Below are 14658 nucleotides of genomic sequence, written 5' to 3'. Positions count from 1 at the left end.
ACCACGGAGTGCCTGAATACGTGTCGCTCAGCGGTCGCGGACTAGTCGAAACGTGGACCGTCAACCAGCACCAGTTCTTTCCAGGATTCACACCCCCCTATGTGATCGCGTTCGTCACGCCTGTCGAGGACGATCGCGTTCGGGTGTTGACCAATTTGGTGAACGTCGAACCCGATGACGTCACTGCGGGCATGCCGGTCCGAGTGATGTTTCAGCGGTACGTCGATGGTGAGGACGAAGTGTTCATCCCACTGTTCGAGCCGGATCATCGATGACCTCGCCGCTCACCGACAAGGTGATCATCAGTGGCATCGGCCAGTCAGACATTGGCAGGCGGCTGAGGCGTGATGCGTTGGAGCTCACCGCCGAAGCGTGCGTCGCAGCTGTCGAGGACGCCGGACTCACCCTTGCCGATATCGACGGGTTGACCACGTATCCCGGGGCATCGCAGGCGGGTCCGGGATTCTCGGGTGCGTCATTGCGCGACATTCACGATGCCCTCGGTATCAAACCGAACTGGGTCGCAGGGGGAGTGGAGTCACCGGGACAGCTGGGCGCCGTCGTGGACGCGATGTTGGCGGTCGCCGGGGGTATGGCTGACCACGTCCTGTGCTGGCGCAGTATCTGGGAGGGCACCGCCCAAGGCGCGGGTCGGCGCCAAGGGTACGGAGCGCGGGGCGGTCGGCCTACCGGAATGATGTCTTGGCAATTGCCTTTTGGTGCTACCGCGGCCAACCTCGCCGCGATGCAGGTTCGTGCCCGGATGATCCGATACGGGCTGACTCGGGAGCAGCTTGCATCGATCGCGATCGTCGAGCGAGCGAATGCACGGCTGAATCCCTCGGCAATTTACAGCGATCCGCTGGACTTGGAAAGCTACTTGAGTGCGCGAATGGTGTCAGATCCGTTGTGCATGTACGACTGCGATATCGCATGTGACGGTGCGACGGCGTTTGTGATCTCCCGTGCGGAACATGCTGCGGCCCTGGGGCATCCGGCGGTCACGGTGGAGGCCCTCGACTGCGCTCACCACGATCGGTTCACGTGGGAGGGCGGCGAAGACATCGCACGCATCAGTTCGCGGTGGTCGACGATATGGGAACGGACGGATTACACCGTGGCCGACGTCGACTATGCGTCGTTGTATGACGGTTTCAGCGTGTTCGTGCTGTGTTGGTTGGAAGACTTTGGGTTCTGCAAGGTCGGCGAGTCCGGCGAGTTCATTGCCGACCCGGCATGCATCTCGCTCGGCGGCGATTTGCCCATCAACACCGCAGGCGGCCAATTGTCCGGTGGGCGGCTGCACGGCTTCGGCCATCTGCACGAAGCGTGTCTCCAGGTCCGAGGCGAAGCGGGAGACCGTCAGGTTGACGACGTCGCCTTGGCGGCTGTCGGAGTGGGCGCCGCCAACAGCGGAACCACTGCCATGTTGCTCCGGCCGGCGAGGTAGAACGGGGAGGCGAATGCAACGGGCCGAGAGTGAAAACCACTATCGCAGCGGCGATTCGGCGCACACGAATCCATACCGACTGGATGTGTTCTCCGACTCTGTCCGAGAGGTGGTGGCAGAAGCCGGCGGGTGGATCGTTGATCGTGTCCTCGCCGGGTGGAGAGTCACGCTTATCACCGATGCCGATGACGGGGAATGCGCCGGCAGGATCCTCGGCTGTGAGGTCACCACTGGTAGCGCGATAACCGATGCCTTACGACCACGCCCATACGGCATCGTCCTCACTTCCGCTCGGTGTCGCACTGATAGTCAGTTGCAGAAGTGCATCGCCGACGCACTCGACCGCCAGATCGCAGAGATCAGCCTCATCGGGGTTCGACCCAGCGGCCGCTGCGATCCCCGGTTGCATCCGGTCATCCACCGCGCGAGTTCCGCTGCGCAGGCGTTCAAAGCGCATGCACTGCTAGCGGTCGGTTTGCCAGACAGCTCAGTAGCGGTCACCGAGCGCTTCCTGAGCGGTGCGCTGGGGGAGCCCAATGTCGCCAACAGCAAGTGCAAAATTGCAGCGCGAAGGCGCGAGACTGCTCGAAAACGTTCTCCTGACGATGGCGACGCGGTGTTGTCGTATTGATGAAGTTCTGTCGCTGACGGCCGCACCGCGCTGCCCCCGCGCCGTGTAATCGTCCGCAACACCGCCACCAATGACGTGTCGTTCTCGTCGCAGCCAACGCGACAGAAAGTTTCGCGGCGGATGTCGAAAACGCGGTGACGGCTCCGTCCCTGGGGTGAGCGACCAACTAGGGTCGCCAATCTGAAGGGAGAAAGTCATGGCCAAATACCTGCTCCTCAAGCACTACCGAGGCGCACCGGCGGCCGTCAACGACGTGCCGATGGATCAATGGACGCCCGCCGAGATCGAGGCGCACATTCAGTACATGAACGACTTCGCAGACCGGCTGAAAGGCAGCGGCGAGTACGTCGACAGCCAGGCCCTGGCACCGCAGGGCGCCTGGGTGCGCTATGACGGCGAGGGCAAGCCGCCGGCGACCGATGGCCCGTTCGCCGAGACCAAGGACCTGATCGCGGGCTGGATGATCATCGACGTCGACTCCTATGAGCGTGCCGTCGAGCTGGCGGGCGAATTGTCGGCGGCGCCCGGCGCGGGCGGCAAGCCAATCCACGAGTGGCTCGAATTGCGGCCGTTCCTCACCCATCCGCCGACCGTCACCGAGTGATGGCCGCCGACGCGGTGGACGAGGCCCAGCTGCGGGAGCTGATCCCCGGCGTGTTGGCGGCGCTCGTCCACCGCGGGGCGGACTTCACGACCGCCGAGGACGCCGTCCAGGAGGCGCTTGTCAAAGCTGTTGAGACATGGCCGAACCAGCGTCCCGACGACCGGAAGGGCTGGCTGATCACCACCGCGTGGCGCCGCTTCATCGATCTCGCGAGATCGGACACCGCGCGTCGGCACCGCGAATTGCGTGTCGTCGACCAGCCGCCGCCCGGCCCGGCCGAGTCGGTCGATGACACGCTGCAGCTGTACTTCCTGTGTGCGCACCCGAGCTTGAGCCCCGCGTCGGCCGTCGCGCTGACGCTGCGGGCCGTCGGCGGCCTGACCACCCGACAGATCGCGCAGGCCTACCTCGTGCCGGAAGCGACGATGGCCCAGCGAATCAGCCGGGCCAAACGCACGGTGACCGACGTCCGGCTGGATCAGCCCGGCGATCTGCGCACTGTGCTGAAGGTGCTGTACCTGGTGTTCAACGAGGGCTACACCGGCGATGTCGACCTCGCCGCGGAGGCAATCCGGTTGGCCCGGCAGCTTGCCGCGACCACCAAAGACCCGGAGGTCGCAGGGCTACTCGCCCTGTTTCTGCTCCACCACGCGCGGCGGCCGGCCCGCACCCGCGCCGACGGCAGTCTCGTGCCACTGGCTGAACAGGACCGCAGCCTGTGGCGGCGCGACCTGATCGTTGAGGGCGTGGCGATACTGCAGGCGGCGTTGGCCCGCGACCGGCTCGGGGAGTATCAGGCGCAGGCCGCGATCGCGGCCCTGCACGCCGACGCGCAGACCGCCGATGAGACGGACTGGGTGCAGATCGTGGAGTGGTACGACGAGCTCGTCAGGCTCACCGACAGCCCGGTCGTAAGGCTCAATCGCGCTGTCGCAGTTGGTGAGGCGGACGGCCCGCAGGCGGGACTCGCCGCGCTCGCGGAGCTCGACCCGATGCTTCCCCGGTACACCGCATCGGCCGCTTACCTTCATGAGCGGGCCGGCGATCTCACCGAGGCAGCCAAACTCTACGTGGAGGCCGCCGCCCAGGCGCACAACCTGGCCGAGCGCAACCACCTCACGCTCCGAGCGGCCAGCCTCCACCAACGCCAATCAGGCCAGGGTGGCTGAGCATGTGCTCACGGCCCTGTGAAGTTGCTGAAACCCGGTGCCGCGGAGGGTATCTCCATCGCCGTGAGAACAGTCGCCGTCCCAGTCGAAATACGTTGTGTCACCGTGCATACCGAATTGCCTCGGTTCGAACGCTTGGATCGCTGCCGGCCCCCAAAGCGTGATCCGCGCTGAGACAGCAACTTTCGACCGAACCGACCCGATTTCGCCATTGCTGCCGACGAGGAAGGCACGTAAGATTCGGCCACATTGGGGCCCGTGGGCTCTACGATTGCCCGCTTAAGGCCTCCCCGACAGACGGGAGTGATCTTCAGATGGCCAAAGTCCTATTCGTCGTTACCGGGGCGAGTTACTGGACGCTCAAAGACGGCACCAGGCATCCGACCGGGTATTGGGCCGAGGAGTTCGCGGCCCCCTACAGCGCGCTCACCGGCGCCGGCCACGAAATCGTGGTGGCCACGCCAGGCGGGGTAGTGCCGCACGTGGATTCGATGAGTCTGCGACCAGCGATGGCGGGTAGTGCTGAGATCGCGCTCGACCTCGAAGAGACCCTGCGCGCCGCCGAGGAGTTGCGCAGGCCCATCGAGCTGGCTGACGCCCGGCTGGATGACTACGACGCCGTGTATTACCCGGGCGGCCACGGTCCGATGGAGGACCTGTGGAAGGACGCCGACTCGGGCAGGCTGCTCACCGCGGCACTGGCGTCGGGGAAGCCCCTTGCGATCGTGTGCCATGCACCGGTGGCCATTCTTGCCACCCGCCGCAACGGAGTATCACCTTTCGCTGGCTATCGCGTAACGGCGTACACCAACGACGAAGAGGACGCCGTGGGGTTGCGTGAACGAGCCTTCTGGACAGCCGAGGACGAACTGGTGAAGGTCGGCGTCGACTTCACCCGCGGAGAGATCTGGAAGCCCTACACCGTCGTCGACCGCAATCTGTTCACCGGGCAGAACCCTGCGTCTGCCGCACCTCTAGCCGAAGAAATCCTGAAAGTCCTTAAATAGCCATCGCTATGCGAAAACCCCCGAGCGCGAGGCGAACTCGGTAGCGATAGAGACGACGCTGCACCGCGACGCAATGTCTTGACCATCTACGGTGGCGTTGTGACGGTCAGATGAGCGGAGGCCCGTTGTGAAGGTCGGTTTGTACTTCGATCTGCGGAATCCGACCGCATGGCGTCAAGATCCCGCTCGCTTACACGCCTTCACGCTGGAAGTAATCGAAGAAGCCGAGCATCTGGGAATCGACTCGATCTGGCTGTCGGAGCACCATCTCTTCAGCGACGACTACGTGGCTGCCCCGCTGACGTTTCTCGCCGCGGTTGCAGCGCGGACCTCCAGCGTGCGGCTCGGCACCGCCGTAGTGCTCGCGCCGCTGCACCACGCCGCGGAGATCGCCGAGCAGGCGGTGATGGTGGATCTGATCTCCGGTGGTCGGCTCGATTTGGGCTTGGGCACCGGATACCGCCTTCCCGAATACCAACTGTTCGGCGCGGACCCGCACCGTCGCTATGCGCAGACCGATGCCAAGGCGATCGAGCTCCGTCGATTGTTGTCCGCTGGCGGTGTGCGACCACAACCAGTACAGGCCGAGGTTCCTATATGGATGGGCTATCAGGGCCCGAAGGGCGCTCGCCGCGCTGGGGTCCTCGGTTTGCCGTTGCTGTCGGCCGACGCTCGAAACTGGGCTCCGTACCGGGAAGGGTTACGCGAAGGCGGCCATGACCCGAGTAGGGCGCGCATGGCGGGCTGGATCAACACGTGGGTCAGCGATGATCCAGAAGCCGACTGGCCCACGGTGCGCGTGCACATGGCCCATCAATTCGATACCTACGCGGCTCACGGCGTTGACGGAACCGACGCCTCACCTCCAGCGGCAGTCGATCCGGAACGGATCCGGGCTGGCACACCGGACACGTTGCTTGGCTACTTCTGGTGCGACACGCCAGAAACGGTGGCGCGCAACATCATCGACTATACGGCTGGCGCTCCGGTAGAGACCGTCCTGATTTTCGCCTCACTGGCTGGAATGCCCGAACCTTTGGTAATCCGTCACATCCAGACCATATGCGGCAAGTTGGTGCCGTTGCTGGCCGCCGTCTGAGCCACCCGTCGTCGGCTCGGCTTAACGGTCGTGCCGTAAAAGTGACGCAATCATGACGCCCTGTAACGCATTGCGAACGCGGACACACTGCAGCTCCGTAAGTCAACTTATGGAACGCAACCGGCGGTCTACATGGGAAGGGACACGAGCAGTGCAATTGACACGAGTAGCGGCCACACAAGTTCTCGCCGGGGCGGGTTTGGCGATCGCCGTAGCCCTCGCCCCCTCAGCGGCTGCCAGCCCAACGCACGCCGCGCCTAACAATTCCGACCACACCCTGCAGCACATATGGCATTCGATATGGCATCCCGCAACACCCGCTCAACCCGCGCCGGCGGCTCCCAAACCTCGGCCCGCGCAACCCAACCAGCCCTCCGGCCCGCGGACCCAAGCAACTCCGACCACACAAGGCTCCATTCCCGCCACACAGCGCCGAACCCCAGGTCTGCCCGCAACCTCGGTGCCGATCGCGCCGACCACCTCCCAGCAGCCTGGGTTCTGAGCTAGGCGCTACGGGTGAGAATGCGTCGGCCACGCGGGCGACTCCAGTCGGGCGCGGGTCTCGGGGACCTAACGATTTAGCTGTGACTCGGCGTCGACGCTCGCGCAAATAACGCGGCCGTGGTCGGGTGGAGGCGATGCCCACCACCGCCTCCACACCTTTGCGCCTGACCGCCGCTGCGGTGGCGTGTCTCGCGATGCTCGCGACCGGCGCGCCGTCGGCCATCGCCGCCCCCACCAACGACGCCCAGGGTTACGTCGACTCCGTTGCGCGGTGTACTGCGCCCAACACGGTTGTCGTCTTCGGCAGCACTTCGAGCTCGCGGGTCGCGATCTGCAAAACGTCGAGCGGTCAGTACGAGTACCGCGGTGTGCGCCTGCGCGATGGCGCCAAGCTGATCGTCCCCGCGTCGCAATCCGGTGACGGGACGTTCGTCGCCGAAAACGACGGAATCACCTACTTTGTGACGTCCAAATCCCTGACCGTCAGCGCGGGTAGCAAGGTCATTCGCGAGGAAGCGATGGTGGACTTCCACCGGGCGGAAACGTCCAACGCGACAGCATCGCCTCCGTCGACGACAACACCCACACCGTTGCCGCCACCTTTGCTCGCCGAGGTAGGCGGGGGCAGCCGATAGAACACCCGAGGCGGGCCACCGCCAGCGCAGTGACCCGCCTCGAATCGCTTTTGTTTACAGCGGAATCCACGTGCCGAAGAACCAGAATCCCCAGCCGTGGCCGTCGCCGGCGGGCATCGGAGTCACCTGTTGACCGTTCCAGTTGAACGGCTGGTGATCAGTGCGACCCTGGTCGATGCCACGATTGTTCCAGTTGACGGGCGCGGGACCACGGTCGTCCCTATGGTCATTGCACTGCGGGGTGCCAGGACGGTCGCAGCCCTGCCCGGGGTCCGCATTGGCCGTTCCGAGGCCCACCCCGAACAGTCCCGCGATCCCGATTCCCGCTGCCAATGTCGATACCGACAACGCGCGCTTGAAAGCCATTCCCTCACTCCGTTTCTCGTTCATGCGGGCAGTTCTGCCACACACGAAGCAACGGTAGGGGCCCGACATGGTTGGCCGATATGTCTACGATGTGTGCCAGCTGTGCAAGTAATCGCGCTAGACCGGCAGCGCGAGCCGCGTTGGCTCGTCGTAACCCCGCAAGGTCACGGTGTCCCCCAAAGTCCAACGGGTGCGCTCATTTTCGGTGGCGTTGGCCACTGTATCCGAGGACGCGATGAGCCGGCTCGGCGTGGTTTTCGCGAGCTCGCACAGCCGCGCGGCCTCATTGACGGGTTCACCGATCACCGTGTACTCGAAGCGTTCCTTGGCCCCGACGTTTCCCGCGACAACCTGACCCGACGCGACCCCGATACCGGCCTGACACTCCGGAATTTCTGAATTCAGTCGCTCGGCGATCGTCCGCGCGGCGGCCAGCGCCTCGTCCTCGGCGTGCTCGAGCGAGACTGGAGCCCCGAAGACCGCCAGCGCGGCGTCGCCCTCGAACTTGTTGACCAGACCGTGGTGTCGGTCGACCTCGTCGACGATGACCGCAAAGAACCGGTTCAGCAGCTCGACGACTTCGGTCGCAGGCCGGCCTGTCACAAGCTGCGTCGAACCGATGATGTCGACGAAAATCACTGCCGCATGGCGTTCTTCGCCGCCGAGCTTAGGTCGCTGCTGTTCTGCGGCTGCCGCGACCTCACGCCCGACATGGCGGCCGAACAGGTCGCGTACCCGCTCACGCTCCTTGAGTCCCTCGACCATCGCGTTGAATCCACGCTGCAGTTCGCCGAGTTCGGTGCCATCGAACACCACGAGACTGCAATCCAGATCCCCCTGTTCGACCTCCTGCAGTGCACGGCGTACGACCCACACCGGGGTAGCCGTCAACCACGACAAAATCCACATCAAGATGAAGCCGAAGACCAACGCGAACAAGGCAAGAATCATCACAGCGACGGTGAATTGCGTCGGCGTCAGGTTTCGCAACGCCAGCGTGATCACTGCGGACAAGAAGATGCCCAGCACCGGCACCCCTGATCCAACCGCCCATACGATCATCGTGCGGCCCATGATTCCGTTCGCCAGCCGACGCGGCGGCCGCCCGGCCTCGAGCGCTTGCGCCGCAACGGGCCGCAGCGCGAATTCAGCGAGCAGATAGGAACACGCCGAGACGACCAGGCCCGGAAAGCTTATGCCGAGAGCGACTTTCGGGATGAAGTTCGTATCGACAAGCGCGTAGGCCGTCGTCAGTACAACCGTGCCCAAACCCCACAGCGCAAGCAGGACGCGCGTCAGCCGCCACGGCGCGAAGAATGTGTTGCGTTGATCCTCGCGGGTCGGCGGAAGCTCCTCGATCGCCCACCGCACATTGTTGATCACACGACGAGTTGCCCAGAACACACCGACGATCAGTGCAAGCGCGATGTACGCCGGGGCCAGGATGAACGTGATCCACCTGACTTGGGGGTCGAAGACGCTCGGCGTCGGGAACGTGACGGTGACAACCAGGAACGAGATGCCGATCCCCACCACGTTCGCGATCACGACGAACAGAGTCAGAATCGTCTGGATCCGCACACGGCGGCGCTGTTGACTCTCCGAAACCTTCCCGAGTAGCCAGGAGCCGTATGCCGGCGTGTCCGGCAGCCGGGGGCTTTGACGAGTCACAGTTTCCAGAACCCGACCCAGCCGGTGCGCGACGCCCTTTGTGGAGTTCATCGTGGCCTCAGCCTAATTTGGCTGCCCCTGCACTTATGGTGGTTCGCGTGCGTCTCGTGATCGCCCAGTGCACCGTCGACTATCTCGGCCGCCTCACCGCCCATCTGCCCTCCGCTCGTCGCTTGCTGCTGATCAAGGCCGACGGATCGGTCAGCATCCATGCCGACGACCGTGCCTACAAGCCGCTGAACTGGATGAGCCCGCCGTGCTGGCTCAACGAGGAGCTCGATGGCCCGGTGCCGGTGTGGGTCGTCGAGAACAAGGGCGGCGAGCAGCTACGCATCACCATCGAGGAGATCGAACACGACTCCAGCCACGAACTCGGGGTCGACCCTGGATTGGTCAAGGATGGCGTCGAGGCTCACCTGCAGGCGTTGTTGGCCGAACACGTCGAACTGCTCGGCAGCGGCTACACCCTGGTGCGGCGCGAGTACATGACCCCTATCGGACCGGTCGACTTGCTGTGCCGCGACGACCAGGGCCGTTCGGTGGCCGTCGAGATCAAGCGGCGCGGCGAGATCGACGGCGTCGAGCAGCTCACCCGCTATCTCGAACTGCTCAACCGCGACACCCTGCTGGCTCCCGTAGCCGGGGTCTTCGCTGCCCAGCAGATCAAACCGCAGGCGCGCACGTTGGCCACCGACCGCGGGATCCGTTGCGTGACTTTGGACTACGACAAGATGCGCGGCATGGACAACGACGAGTTCCGGCTGTTCTGAGACACTGAAGGCTATGCCCCGGCGCCGCACACCACCTCGCCGGCAACGCCCATTACCGCCGTTGCCGGTGAGCCGCCGGATCGAGACTGGACCCGATGGTTACGACTACGAAGTCAGGCCTATCGCGGCGGCGCGGGCAACCAAGATATATCGCTGTCCGGGATGTGACCACGAGATTCGTTCGGGCACAGCGCATTTGGTGGTATGGCCCGCCGACCTCGGCGAAAGCGCGGCAGAGGACCGGCGTCATTGGCACACACCGTGTTGGACGAACCGGGCCAACCGCGGCCCGACACGAAAATGGTCTTAGTGGTCCTGGGTTTCCGTAGCGGGCTCGACGAGCTCGACCAGCACCCCACCGGCGTCCTTGGGATGAATGAAGTTGATCCGCGAATTGGCGGTGCCGCGCCGCGGCTCGTCGTAGAGCAACCGGATGCCCTGCTCGCGCAACCGCTCGGTCAACGCGTCGATATCGCTGACTCGGTAGGCCAGCTGCTGAATGCCGGGGCCACGCTTGTCGAGGAATTTCGCAATCGGCGACGTCTCGTCGAGCGGAGCCATTAGCTGGAGTTGCGCGCTGCCGACGGGTGCGCCGCGCACGGAGAGCATCGCCTCGCGCACGCCCTGGCCTTCGTTGACCTCTTCATGCAGCACAATCATGCCGAGATAGTCGTGATACCACTTGATCGCGGCATCCAGATCCGCGACCGCAACGCCGACGTGATCGATTGCTGTAATTAACGCGGTGGCAATGAGCGGACGCGCATCCACTTGCTCGGCGGTCATAACGTAAAGGTAACCTAACGACATTGGTTTCGATACTCCGGCTGGATGGATAGCCTGTTTGGAACCGCTCAAAACCCGTTTGGAGGTCAACATGGCGACGTCTGTGATTGTTGCTGGAGCACGTACGCCGGTAGGCAAACTGATGGGCTCGTTGAAGGATTTTTCGGGCAGCGATCTGGGCGGTATCGCCATCAAGGGGGCGCTGGAGAAGGCCAAGGTGCCGGCTTCGCTCGTTGAGTACGTGATCATGGGTCAAGTGCTGACCGCCGGTGCCGGGCAGATGCCGGCACGGCAAGCCGCGGTGGCCGCGGGTATCGGCTGGGACGTGCCGGCGTTGACGATCAACAAGATGTGTTTGTCCGGCATCAATGCGATCGCCATGGCCGATCAGCTGATCCGGGCCGGCGAGTTCGACGTGGTGGTCGCCGGTGGCCAGGAATCGATGACCAAGGCGCCGCACCTTCTGATGGGCAGTCGCGCGGGCTACAAGTACGGCGACGTCACGGTGCTCGACCACATGGCTTATGACGGCCTGCACGACGTGTTCACCGATCAGCCGATGGGCGCGCTGACCGAGCTGCGCAACGACGTCGATCAGTTCACTCGCGCCGAGCAGGACGAGTTCGCTGCGCGCTCGCACCAAAAGGCAGCTGCGGCATGGAAAGACGGTGTGTTCGCCGACGAGGTCGTGCCGGTGACCATCCCGCAGCGCAAGGGCGATCCGCTGGAGTTCGCCGAGGACGAGGGCATCCGCGCCAACACCACCGCCGAGTCGTTGGCCAGCCTCAAACCTGCGTTCCGCAAAGACGGCACCATCACCGCCGGGTCGGCGTCGCAGATCTCCGACGGCGCCGCCGCCGTGGTGGTGATGAGCAAGGCCAGGGCTCAAGAGCTGGGGCTGAGCTGGCTGTGCGAGATCGGTGCCCACGGCGTGGTCGCTGGTCCCGACTCGACCCTGCAGTCGCAGCCGGCGAACGCCATCAAGAAGGCGATTGCCCGCGAAGGCATCTCGGTCGATCAGCTAGACGTGATCGAAATCAACGAGGCGTTTTCGGCAGTGGCCCTGGCGTCGATGAAGGAGCTCGGCGTGGCTCCCGAGAACGTCAACGTCAACGGCGGCGCCATCGCCATCGGCCATCCGATCGGCATGTCCGGGGCGCGCATCACCCTTCACGCCGCCCTTGAGCTGGCACGACGCGGTTCCGGATACGCGGTCGCGGCGCTGTGTGGTGCTGGCGGCCAAGGCGACGCGCTGATCCTGCGCGCGGGATAGCCATCTACGACACCATGTAGTAGCTGGCTCGTTTTTCGGGCACAATGGCGCTCATGACGAGCGCGTTCGATCTTCGATCGGTTGCTGGCTGGTTCCGTCTGATCGCGATGGCGGAAGCCGTCAGCTGGGTTGGCCTGCTGATCGGCATGTATTTCAAGTACCTGGGCACACCGCGAACTGAGATCGGCGTCAAGGTGTTCGGCATGGCGCACGGGCTGGTCTTCATCGCGTTCGTGGTAGCGGGGTTACTCGTCGGTATCGCAGTCAAGTGGTCGGCAGGCACATGGTTGCTGGCGTTGCTGGCGAGCGTCGTGCCACTCTGCAGTGTGATTTTCCTCATATGGGCTGATCGGACGGGCCGGATCGGGTCCGCAGAGGTCGCGTCGGTGGTCGTCCCACCGGGGCGGCCAGCACCAGAAACGACGTGACAGACTTGGGGGCGTGACTCGTCCCCGACCTTCCATCGCGGCCTCCATGGCCGGTGCGGTTGACCTGTCGGCCCTCAAGCAACGAGCAGCCTCCGCCGAGGGTGGCGAGGCTGCCGGTCCACCGGGTGGCGTCGAAATCACTGAAGCCAACCTCGAAGCCGAGGTGCTGGTTCGGTCCAGCCAGGTGCCCGTGGTCGTGCTGTTGTGGTCACCGCGCAGTGACGCGAGTGTCCAGCTCGGCAATGTCCTTGCCCAACTGGCTGATGCCGACGGCGGTAAGTGGTCGCTGGCGACGGTGAACGTCGACGTCGTGCCCCGGGTGGCTCAGATGTTCGGCGTGCAGGCGATTCCGACGGTGGTGGCGCTGGGGGCCGGGCAGCCGCTGTCGAGCTTCCAAGGTGTGCAGCCGCCCGAACAGTTGAGGCGGTGGGTCGACTCGCTGCTCGACGCGACGGCCGGCAAGCTCGGCGGTGGCGACCCCGACGCGCCGGAACAGGTCGATCCCGAAGTGGCGCAGGCGCGTTCGCATCTCGACGCCGGCGACTTCGATGCTGCGCTCAAGGCCTATCAGGCAATCCTGGACGCCAACCCGAGCCACGCCGAGGCCAAGGGGGCGGTCCGTCAGATCGGGTTCCTGCAGCGGGCCTCGCAGCAACGGCCGGACGCAGTCGCCGCGGCGGACGCCGCACCCGATGACATCGATGCTGCCTTCGCCGCCGCCGATGTGGAGATCCTGCAGCAGAACGTGGCTGCGGCTTTCGACCGGCTCATCGCCTTGGTCAAGCGGACGTCGGGCGACGAGCGCACCACGGTGCGCACTCGATTGATCGAGCTGTTCGATCTCTTCGACCCAGCCGATCCCGAGGTCATCGCGGGCAGGCGCAACCTCGCCAACGCGCTGTACTGATCCCGCCGAGCAGACGCAAAAGGCCCCGACACGACGCTTGGGTTCTGGGGGTGAATGCAACAGCCATCTAGTTGGAGGTTGTTGTGTACCTGAAGGCCTACCGGTCGGTCGTGCGTCAGTTTTGGGATCACATTCGCGACGGCCTGTCTGCCGGCGAGGCGGGAGTCGCTGTCGGCGTGTCGGTTCACGCCGGCCAGAATTGGTTTGCCCAGGCTGGCGGGGTGAGACCAAAATTCACTGATACCGGGCCGCGTAAGTGGTCCCCGCTGTGCCTAGATGAACGCATTGAGATCCACGTCGGCGTCAAGACTGGAGAGTCCATCCGCTCGATCGCCCGCCGACTCGGCCGTCCGGCGTCGACCATCATGCGCGAGATCAACCGAAATGCGTTCTGCTACGGGCGCTATCGCGCCCGCTATCGGTTCGGCGCCGACTGGCACGGTGGTTGGGACCCCACCCCGCGCTACAGCGCGACCGCAGCCCAGGCCCACGCCGAGATGCGAGGGCGCCGACCCAAACCCGGCAAGCTTGCGGTCCACGAACGGTTGCATGATGAGGTGCAGAATCGGCTCGAAGACAAATACAGCCCCGAGCAGATCTCCCGGCGACTGCGGTTGGACTTTCCTGACGATGTGGAGATGCGGGTGTCCCACGAAACCATCTATCAATCGATCTACGTGCAAGGACGCGGCAGTTTACGTCGCGAGCTGCACCAATGCCTACGCACTGGGCGTGCGGTGCGCCGACCCCAACGCCGAGCCGATGCCCGCCGCACCCGCATCCGCGACATGGTCAACATCAGCGAGCGCCCCGCTGAGGTCGAAGACCGCGCGGTGCCCGGACATTGGGAGGGCGATCTGATCCTGGGCGCACAGGGTAAATCCGCGATCGGCACCCTGGTGGAACGGTCCACCCGGTTCGTGATGTTGCTGCACCTGCCCGACGACCACGGTGCGCTGGCCGTGCAAGAAGCGATCGTGGCGAAAATGGCGCAGCTGCCGTCGATCCTGCGTAAGACCTTGACCTGGGATCAGGGCATCGAGATGGCCAACCACGCCGCCATCGCCCAAGCCACCGAACTCGACATCTACTTTTGCGATCCACACTCGCCCTGGCAGCGCGGCAGCAACGAAAACACCAATGGGCTGCTGCGCCAATACTTTGCCAAAGGCACTGACCTATCAGTGTTTCCCGCCGATTACCTCGATTACGTCGCCGCCCAACTCAACACCCGACCGCGTGAAACACTGGGCTGGAAGAAACCCGCCGAAGTCCTCGACGAACTACTCTCAAACCCGCCCAAACCACCCGCTGTTGCAATCACCGGCTGAAACCGCCCCGAGGTTTTGGGGCCCTTT

At 64.4% G+C, this 14658-nt stretch carries 17 protein-coding genes; 14 read left to right on the top strand and 3 right to left on the bottom strand.

Going from position 1 to position 14658, the window contains the following annotated elements; translation table 11 throughout:
* Positions 1–20: 20 nt before the first annotated feature.
* From ACWW36_RS29985 to ACWW36_RS29950, 8 genes are all read left to right on the top strand, one after another.
* Entirely contained in the window at positions 21–275 is a 255-nt protein-coding gene (locus ACWW36_RS29985; protein WP_456142689.1) for a Zn-ribbon domain-containing OB-fold protein, read from the top strand.
* Positions 272–1450 carry a thiolase family protein gene (locus tag ACWW36_RS29980; protein ID WP_456139521.1) on the top strand — a complete coding sequence of 393 codons (1179 nt, stop codon included), beginning with the start codon at positions 272–274 and terminating at the stop codon, positions 1448–1450. Before ACWW36_RS29985 ends, ACWW36_RS29980 begins: the two co-directional genes overlap by 4 nt.
* A gap of 13 nt (positions 1451–1463) precedes the next feature.
* Positions 1464–2081 (top strand): hypothetical protein, encoded by a 618-nt coding sequence (locus ACWW36_RS29975; RefSeq protein WP_456139520.1) that lies wholly within the window; start codon positions 1464–1466, stop codon positions 2079–2081.
* 196 nt (positions 2082–2277) lie between these two features.
* Positions 2278–2685, top strand: coding sequence for a YciI family protein (locus ACWW36_RS29970; protein WP_456139519.1), 408 nt, complete (start codon positions 2278–2280; stop codon positions 2683–2685).
* Positions 2685–3854 (top strand): RNA polymerase sigma factor, encoded by a 1170-nt coding sequence (locus tag ACWW36_RS29965; protein ID WP_456142688.1) that lies wholly within the window; start codon positions 2685–2687, stop codon positions 3852–3854. The genes ACWW36_RS29970 and ACWW36_RS29965 overlap by 1 nt, the downstream gene beginning before the upstream one ends.
* Before the next feature lie 314 nt (positions 3855–4168).
* Positions 4169–4861: a type 1 glutamine amidotransferase domain-containing protein gene (locus tag ACWW36_RS29960; RefSeq protein WP_456139518.1), complete on the top strand. Its 693-nt coding sequence runs from the start codon at positions 4169–4171 to the stop codon at positions 4859–4861.
* 127 nt (positions 4862–4988) lie between these two features.
* Positions 4989–5960 carry an LLM class flavin-dependent oxidoreductase gene (locus ACWW36_RS29955; protein WP_456139517.1) on the top strand — a complete coding sequence of 324 codons (972 nt, stop codon included), beginning with the start codon at positions 4989–4991 and terminating at the stop codon, positions 5958–5960.
* A gap of 638 nt (positions 5961–6598) precedes the next feature.
* A complete protein-coding gene (locus ACWW36_RS29950; protein ID WP_456139516.1) occupies positions 6599–7099 on the top strand; it encodes a hypothetical protein in 501 nt (166 codons plus the stop codon).
* Positions 7100–7153: 54 nt separating this feature from the next.
* Here ACWW36_RS29950 and ACWW36_RS29945 read toward each other — a convergent pair whose 3' ends face one another.
* Together ACWW36_RS29945 and ACWW36_RS29940 are read right to left on the bottom strand one after the other, a co-directional pair.
* Positions 7154–7465, bottom strand: a complete 312-nt coding sequence (locus ACWW36_RS29945) for a hypothetical protein (protein ID WP_456139515.1) — start codon at positions 7463–7465, stop codon at positions 7154–7156.
* Positions 7466–7582: 117 nt separating this feature from the next.
* Positions 7583–9187 carry an adenylate/guanylate cyclase domain-containing protein gene (locus ACWW36_RS29940; RefSeq protein WP_456139514.1) on the bottom strand — a complete coding sequence of 535 codons (1605 nt, stop codon included), beginning with the start codon at positions 9185–9187 and terminating at the stop codon, positions 7583–7585.
* Positions 9188–9234: 47 nt separating this feature from the next.
* Between ACWW36_RS29940 and nucS the strand changes: the two genes are divergently transcribed.
* Together nucS and ACWW36_RS29930 are read left to right on the top strand one after the other, a co-directional pair.
* Entirely contained in the window at positions 9235–9906 is a 672-nt protein-coding gene (nucS, locus tag ACWW36_RS29935) for an endonuclease NucS (protein ID WP_456139513.1), read from the top strand.
* A gap of 13 nt (positions 9907–9919) precedes the next feature.
* On the top strand, positions 9920–10216 hold the full coding sequence (locus ACWW36_RS29930; RefSeq protein ID WP_456139512.1) for a hypothetical protein: 297 nt from the start codon (positions 9920–9922) through the stop codon (positions 10214–10216).
* On the opposite strand, the gene mce is transcribed toward ACWW36_RS29930, so the two are convergent.
* Positions 10213–10692: a methylmalonyl-CoA epimerase gene (gene mce / locus ACWW36_RS29925; RefSeq protein ID WP_456139511.1), complete on the bottom strand. Its 480-nt coding sequence runs from the start codon at positions 10690–10692 to the stop codon at positions 10213–10215. The genes ACWW36_RS29930 and mce overlap by 4 nt on opposite strands.
* A 91-nt stretch (positions 10693–10783) precedes the next feature.
* Here mce and ACWW36_RS29920 point away from each other — a divergent pair, with 91 nt between their 5' ends.
* The 4 genes from ACWW36_RS29920 to ACWW36_RS29905 all read left to right on the top strand — a co-directional run bounded on the left by ACWW36_RS29920 (position 10784) and on the right by ACWW36_RS29905 (position 14631).
* The gene (locus ACWW36_RS29920; RefSeq protein WP_456139510.1) at positions 10784–11965 is read left to right on the top strand and encodes an acetyl-CoA C-acetyltransferase; all 1182 of its coding nucleotides are present in this window, start codon (positions 10784–10786) and stop codon (positions 11963–11965) included.
* A 44-nt stretch (positions 11966–12009) separates the two neighbouring features.
* Complete coding sequence (locus ACWW36_RS29915) at positions 12010–12393, top strand: DUF3817 domain-containing protein (RefSeq protein ID WP_456139509.1); 384 nt, start codon at positions 12010–12012, stop codon at positions 12391–12393.
* Positions 12394–12406: 13 nt separating this feature from the next.
* Positions 12407–13300, top strand: a complete 894-nt coding sequence (locus tag ACWW36_RS29910) for a tetratricopeptide repeat protein (RefSeq protein ID WP_456139508.1) — start codon at positions 12407–12409, stop codon at positions 13298–13300.
* A gap of 143 nt (positions 13301–13443) precedes the next feature.
* Positions 13444–14631, top strand: a complete 1188-nt coding sequence (locus ACWW36_RS29905) for an IS30 family transposase (RefSeq protein ID WP_456142502.1) — start codon at positions 13444–13446, stop codon at positions 14629–14631.
* Positions 14632–14658 lie beyond the last annotated feature (27 nt).

The sequence above is a fragment of the Mycobacterium sp. MMS18-G62 genome, assembly GCF_053877835.1.
The sequence above is the reverse complement of the archived record's forward strand: the minus strand, read 5'-3'. Positions and strand labels throughout refer to the sequence as shown.

Coding starts and splice junctions, on each gene's coding strand:
- ACWW36_RS29940 (WP_456139514.1), bottom strand. CDS start 9,187: ATGAACTCCACAAAGGGCGTCGCGCACCGGCTGGGTCGGGTTCTGGAA.
- ACWW36_RS29915 (WP_456139509.1), top strand. CDS start 12,010: ATGGCGCTCATGACGAGCGCGTTCGATCTTCGATCGGTTGCTGGCTGG.
- ACWW36_RS29975 (WP_456139520.1), top strand. CDS start 1,464: ATGCAACGGGCCGAGAGTGAAAACCACTATCGCAGCGGCGATTCGGCG.
- ACWW36_RS29930 (WP_456139512.1), top strand. CDS start 9,920: ATGCCCCGGCGCCGCACACCACCTCGCCGGCAACGCCCATTACCGCCG.
- ACWW36_RS29965 (WP_456142688.1), top strand. CDS start 2,685: ATGGCCGCCGACGCGGTGGACGAGGCCCAGCTGCGGGAGCTGATCCCC.
- ACWW36_RS29945 (WP_456139515.1), bottom strand. CDS start 7,465: ATGGCTTTCAAGCGCGCGTTGTCGGTATCGACATTGGCAGCGGGAATC.
- mce (WP_456139511.1), bottom strand. CDS start 10,692: ATGACCGCCGAGCAAGTGGATGCGCGTCCGCTCATTGCCACCGCGTTA.
- ACWW36_RS29960 (WP_456139518.1), top strand. CDS start 4,169: ATGGCCAAAGTCCTATTCGTCGTTACCGGGGCGAGTTACTGGACGCTC.
- ACWW36_RS29970 (WP_456139519.1), top strand. CDS start 2,278: ATGGCCAAATACCTGCTCCTCAAGCACTACCGAGGCGCACCGGCGGCC.
- ACWW36_RS29950 (WP_456139516.1), top strand. CDS start 6,599: ATGCCCACCACCGCCTCCACACCTTTGCGCCTGACCGCCGCTGCGGTG.
- ACWW36_RS29980 (WP_456139521.1), top strand. CDS start 272: ATGACCTCGCCGCTCACCGACAAGGTGATCATCAGTGGCATCGGCCAG.
- ACWW36_RS29920 (WP_456139510.1), top strand. CDS start 10,784: ATGGCGACGTCTGTGATTGTTGCTGGAGCACGTACGCCGGTAGGCAAA.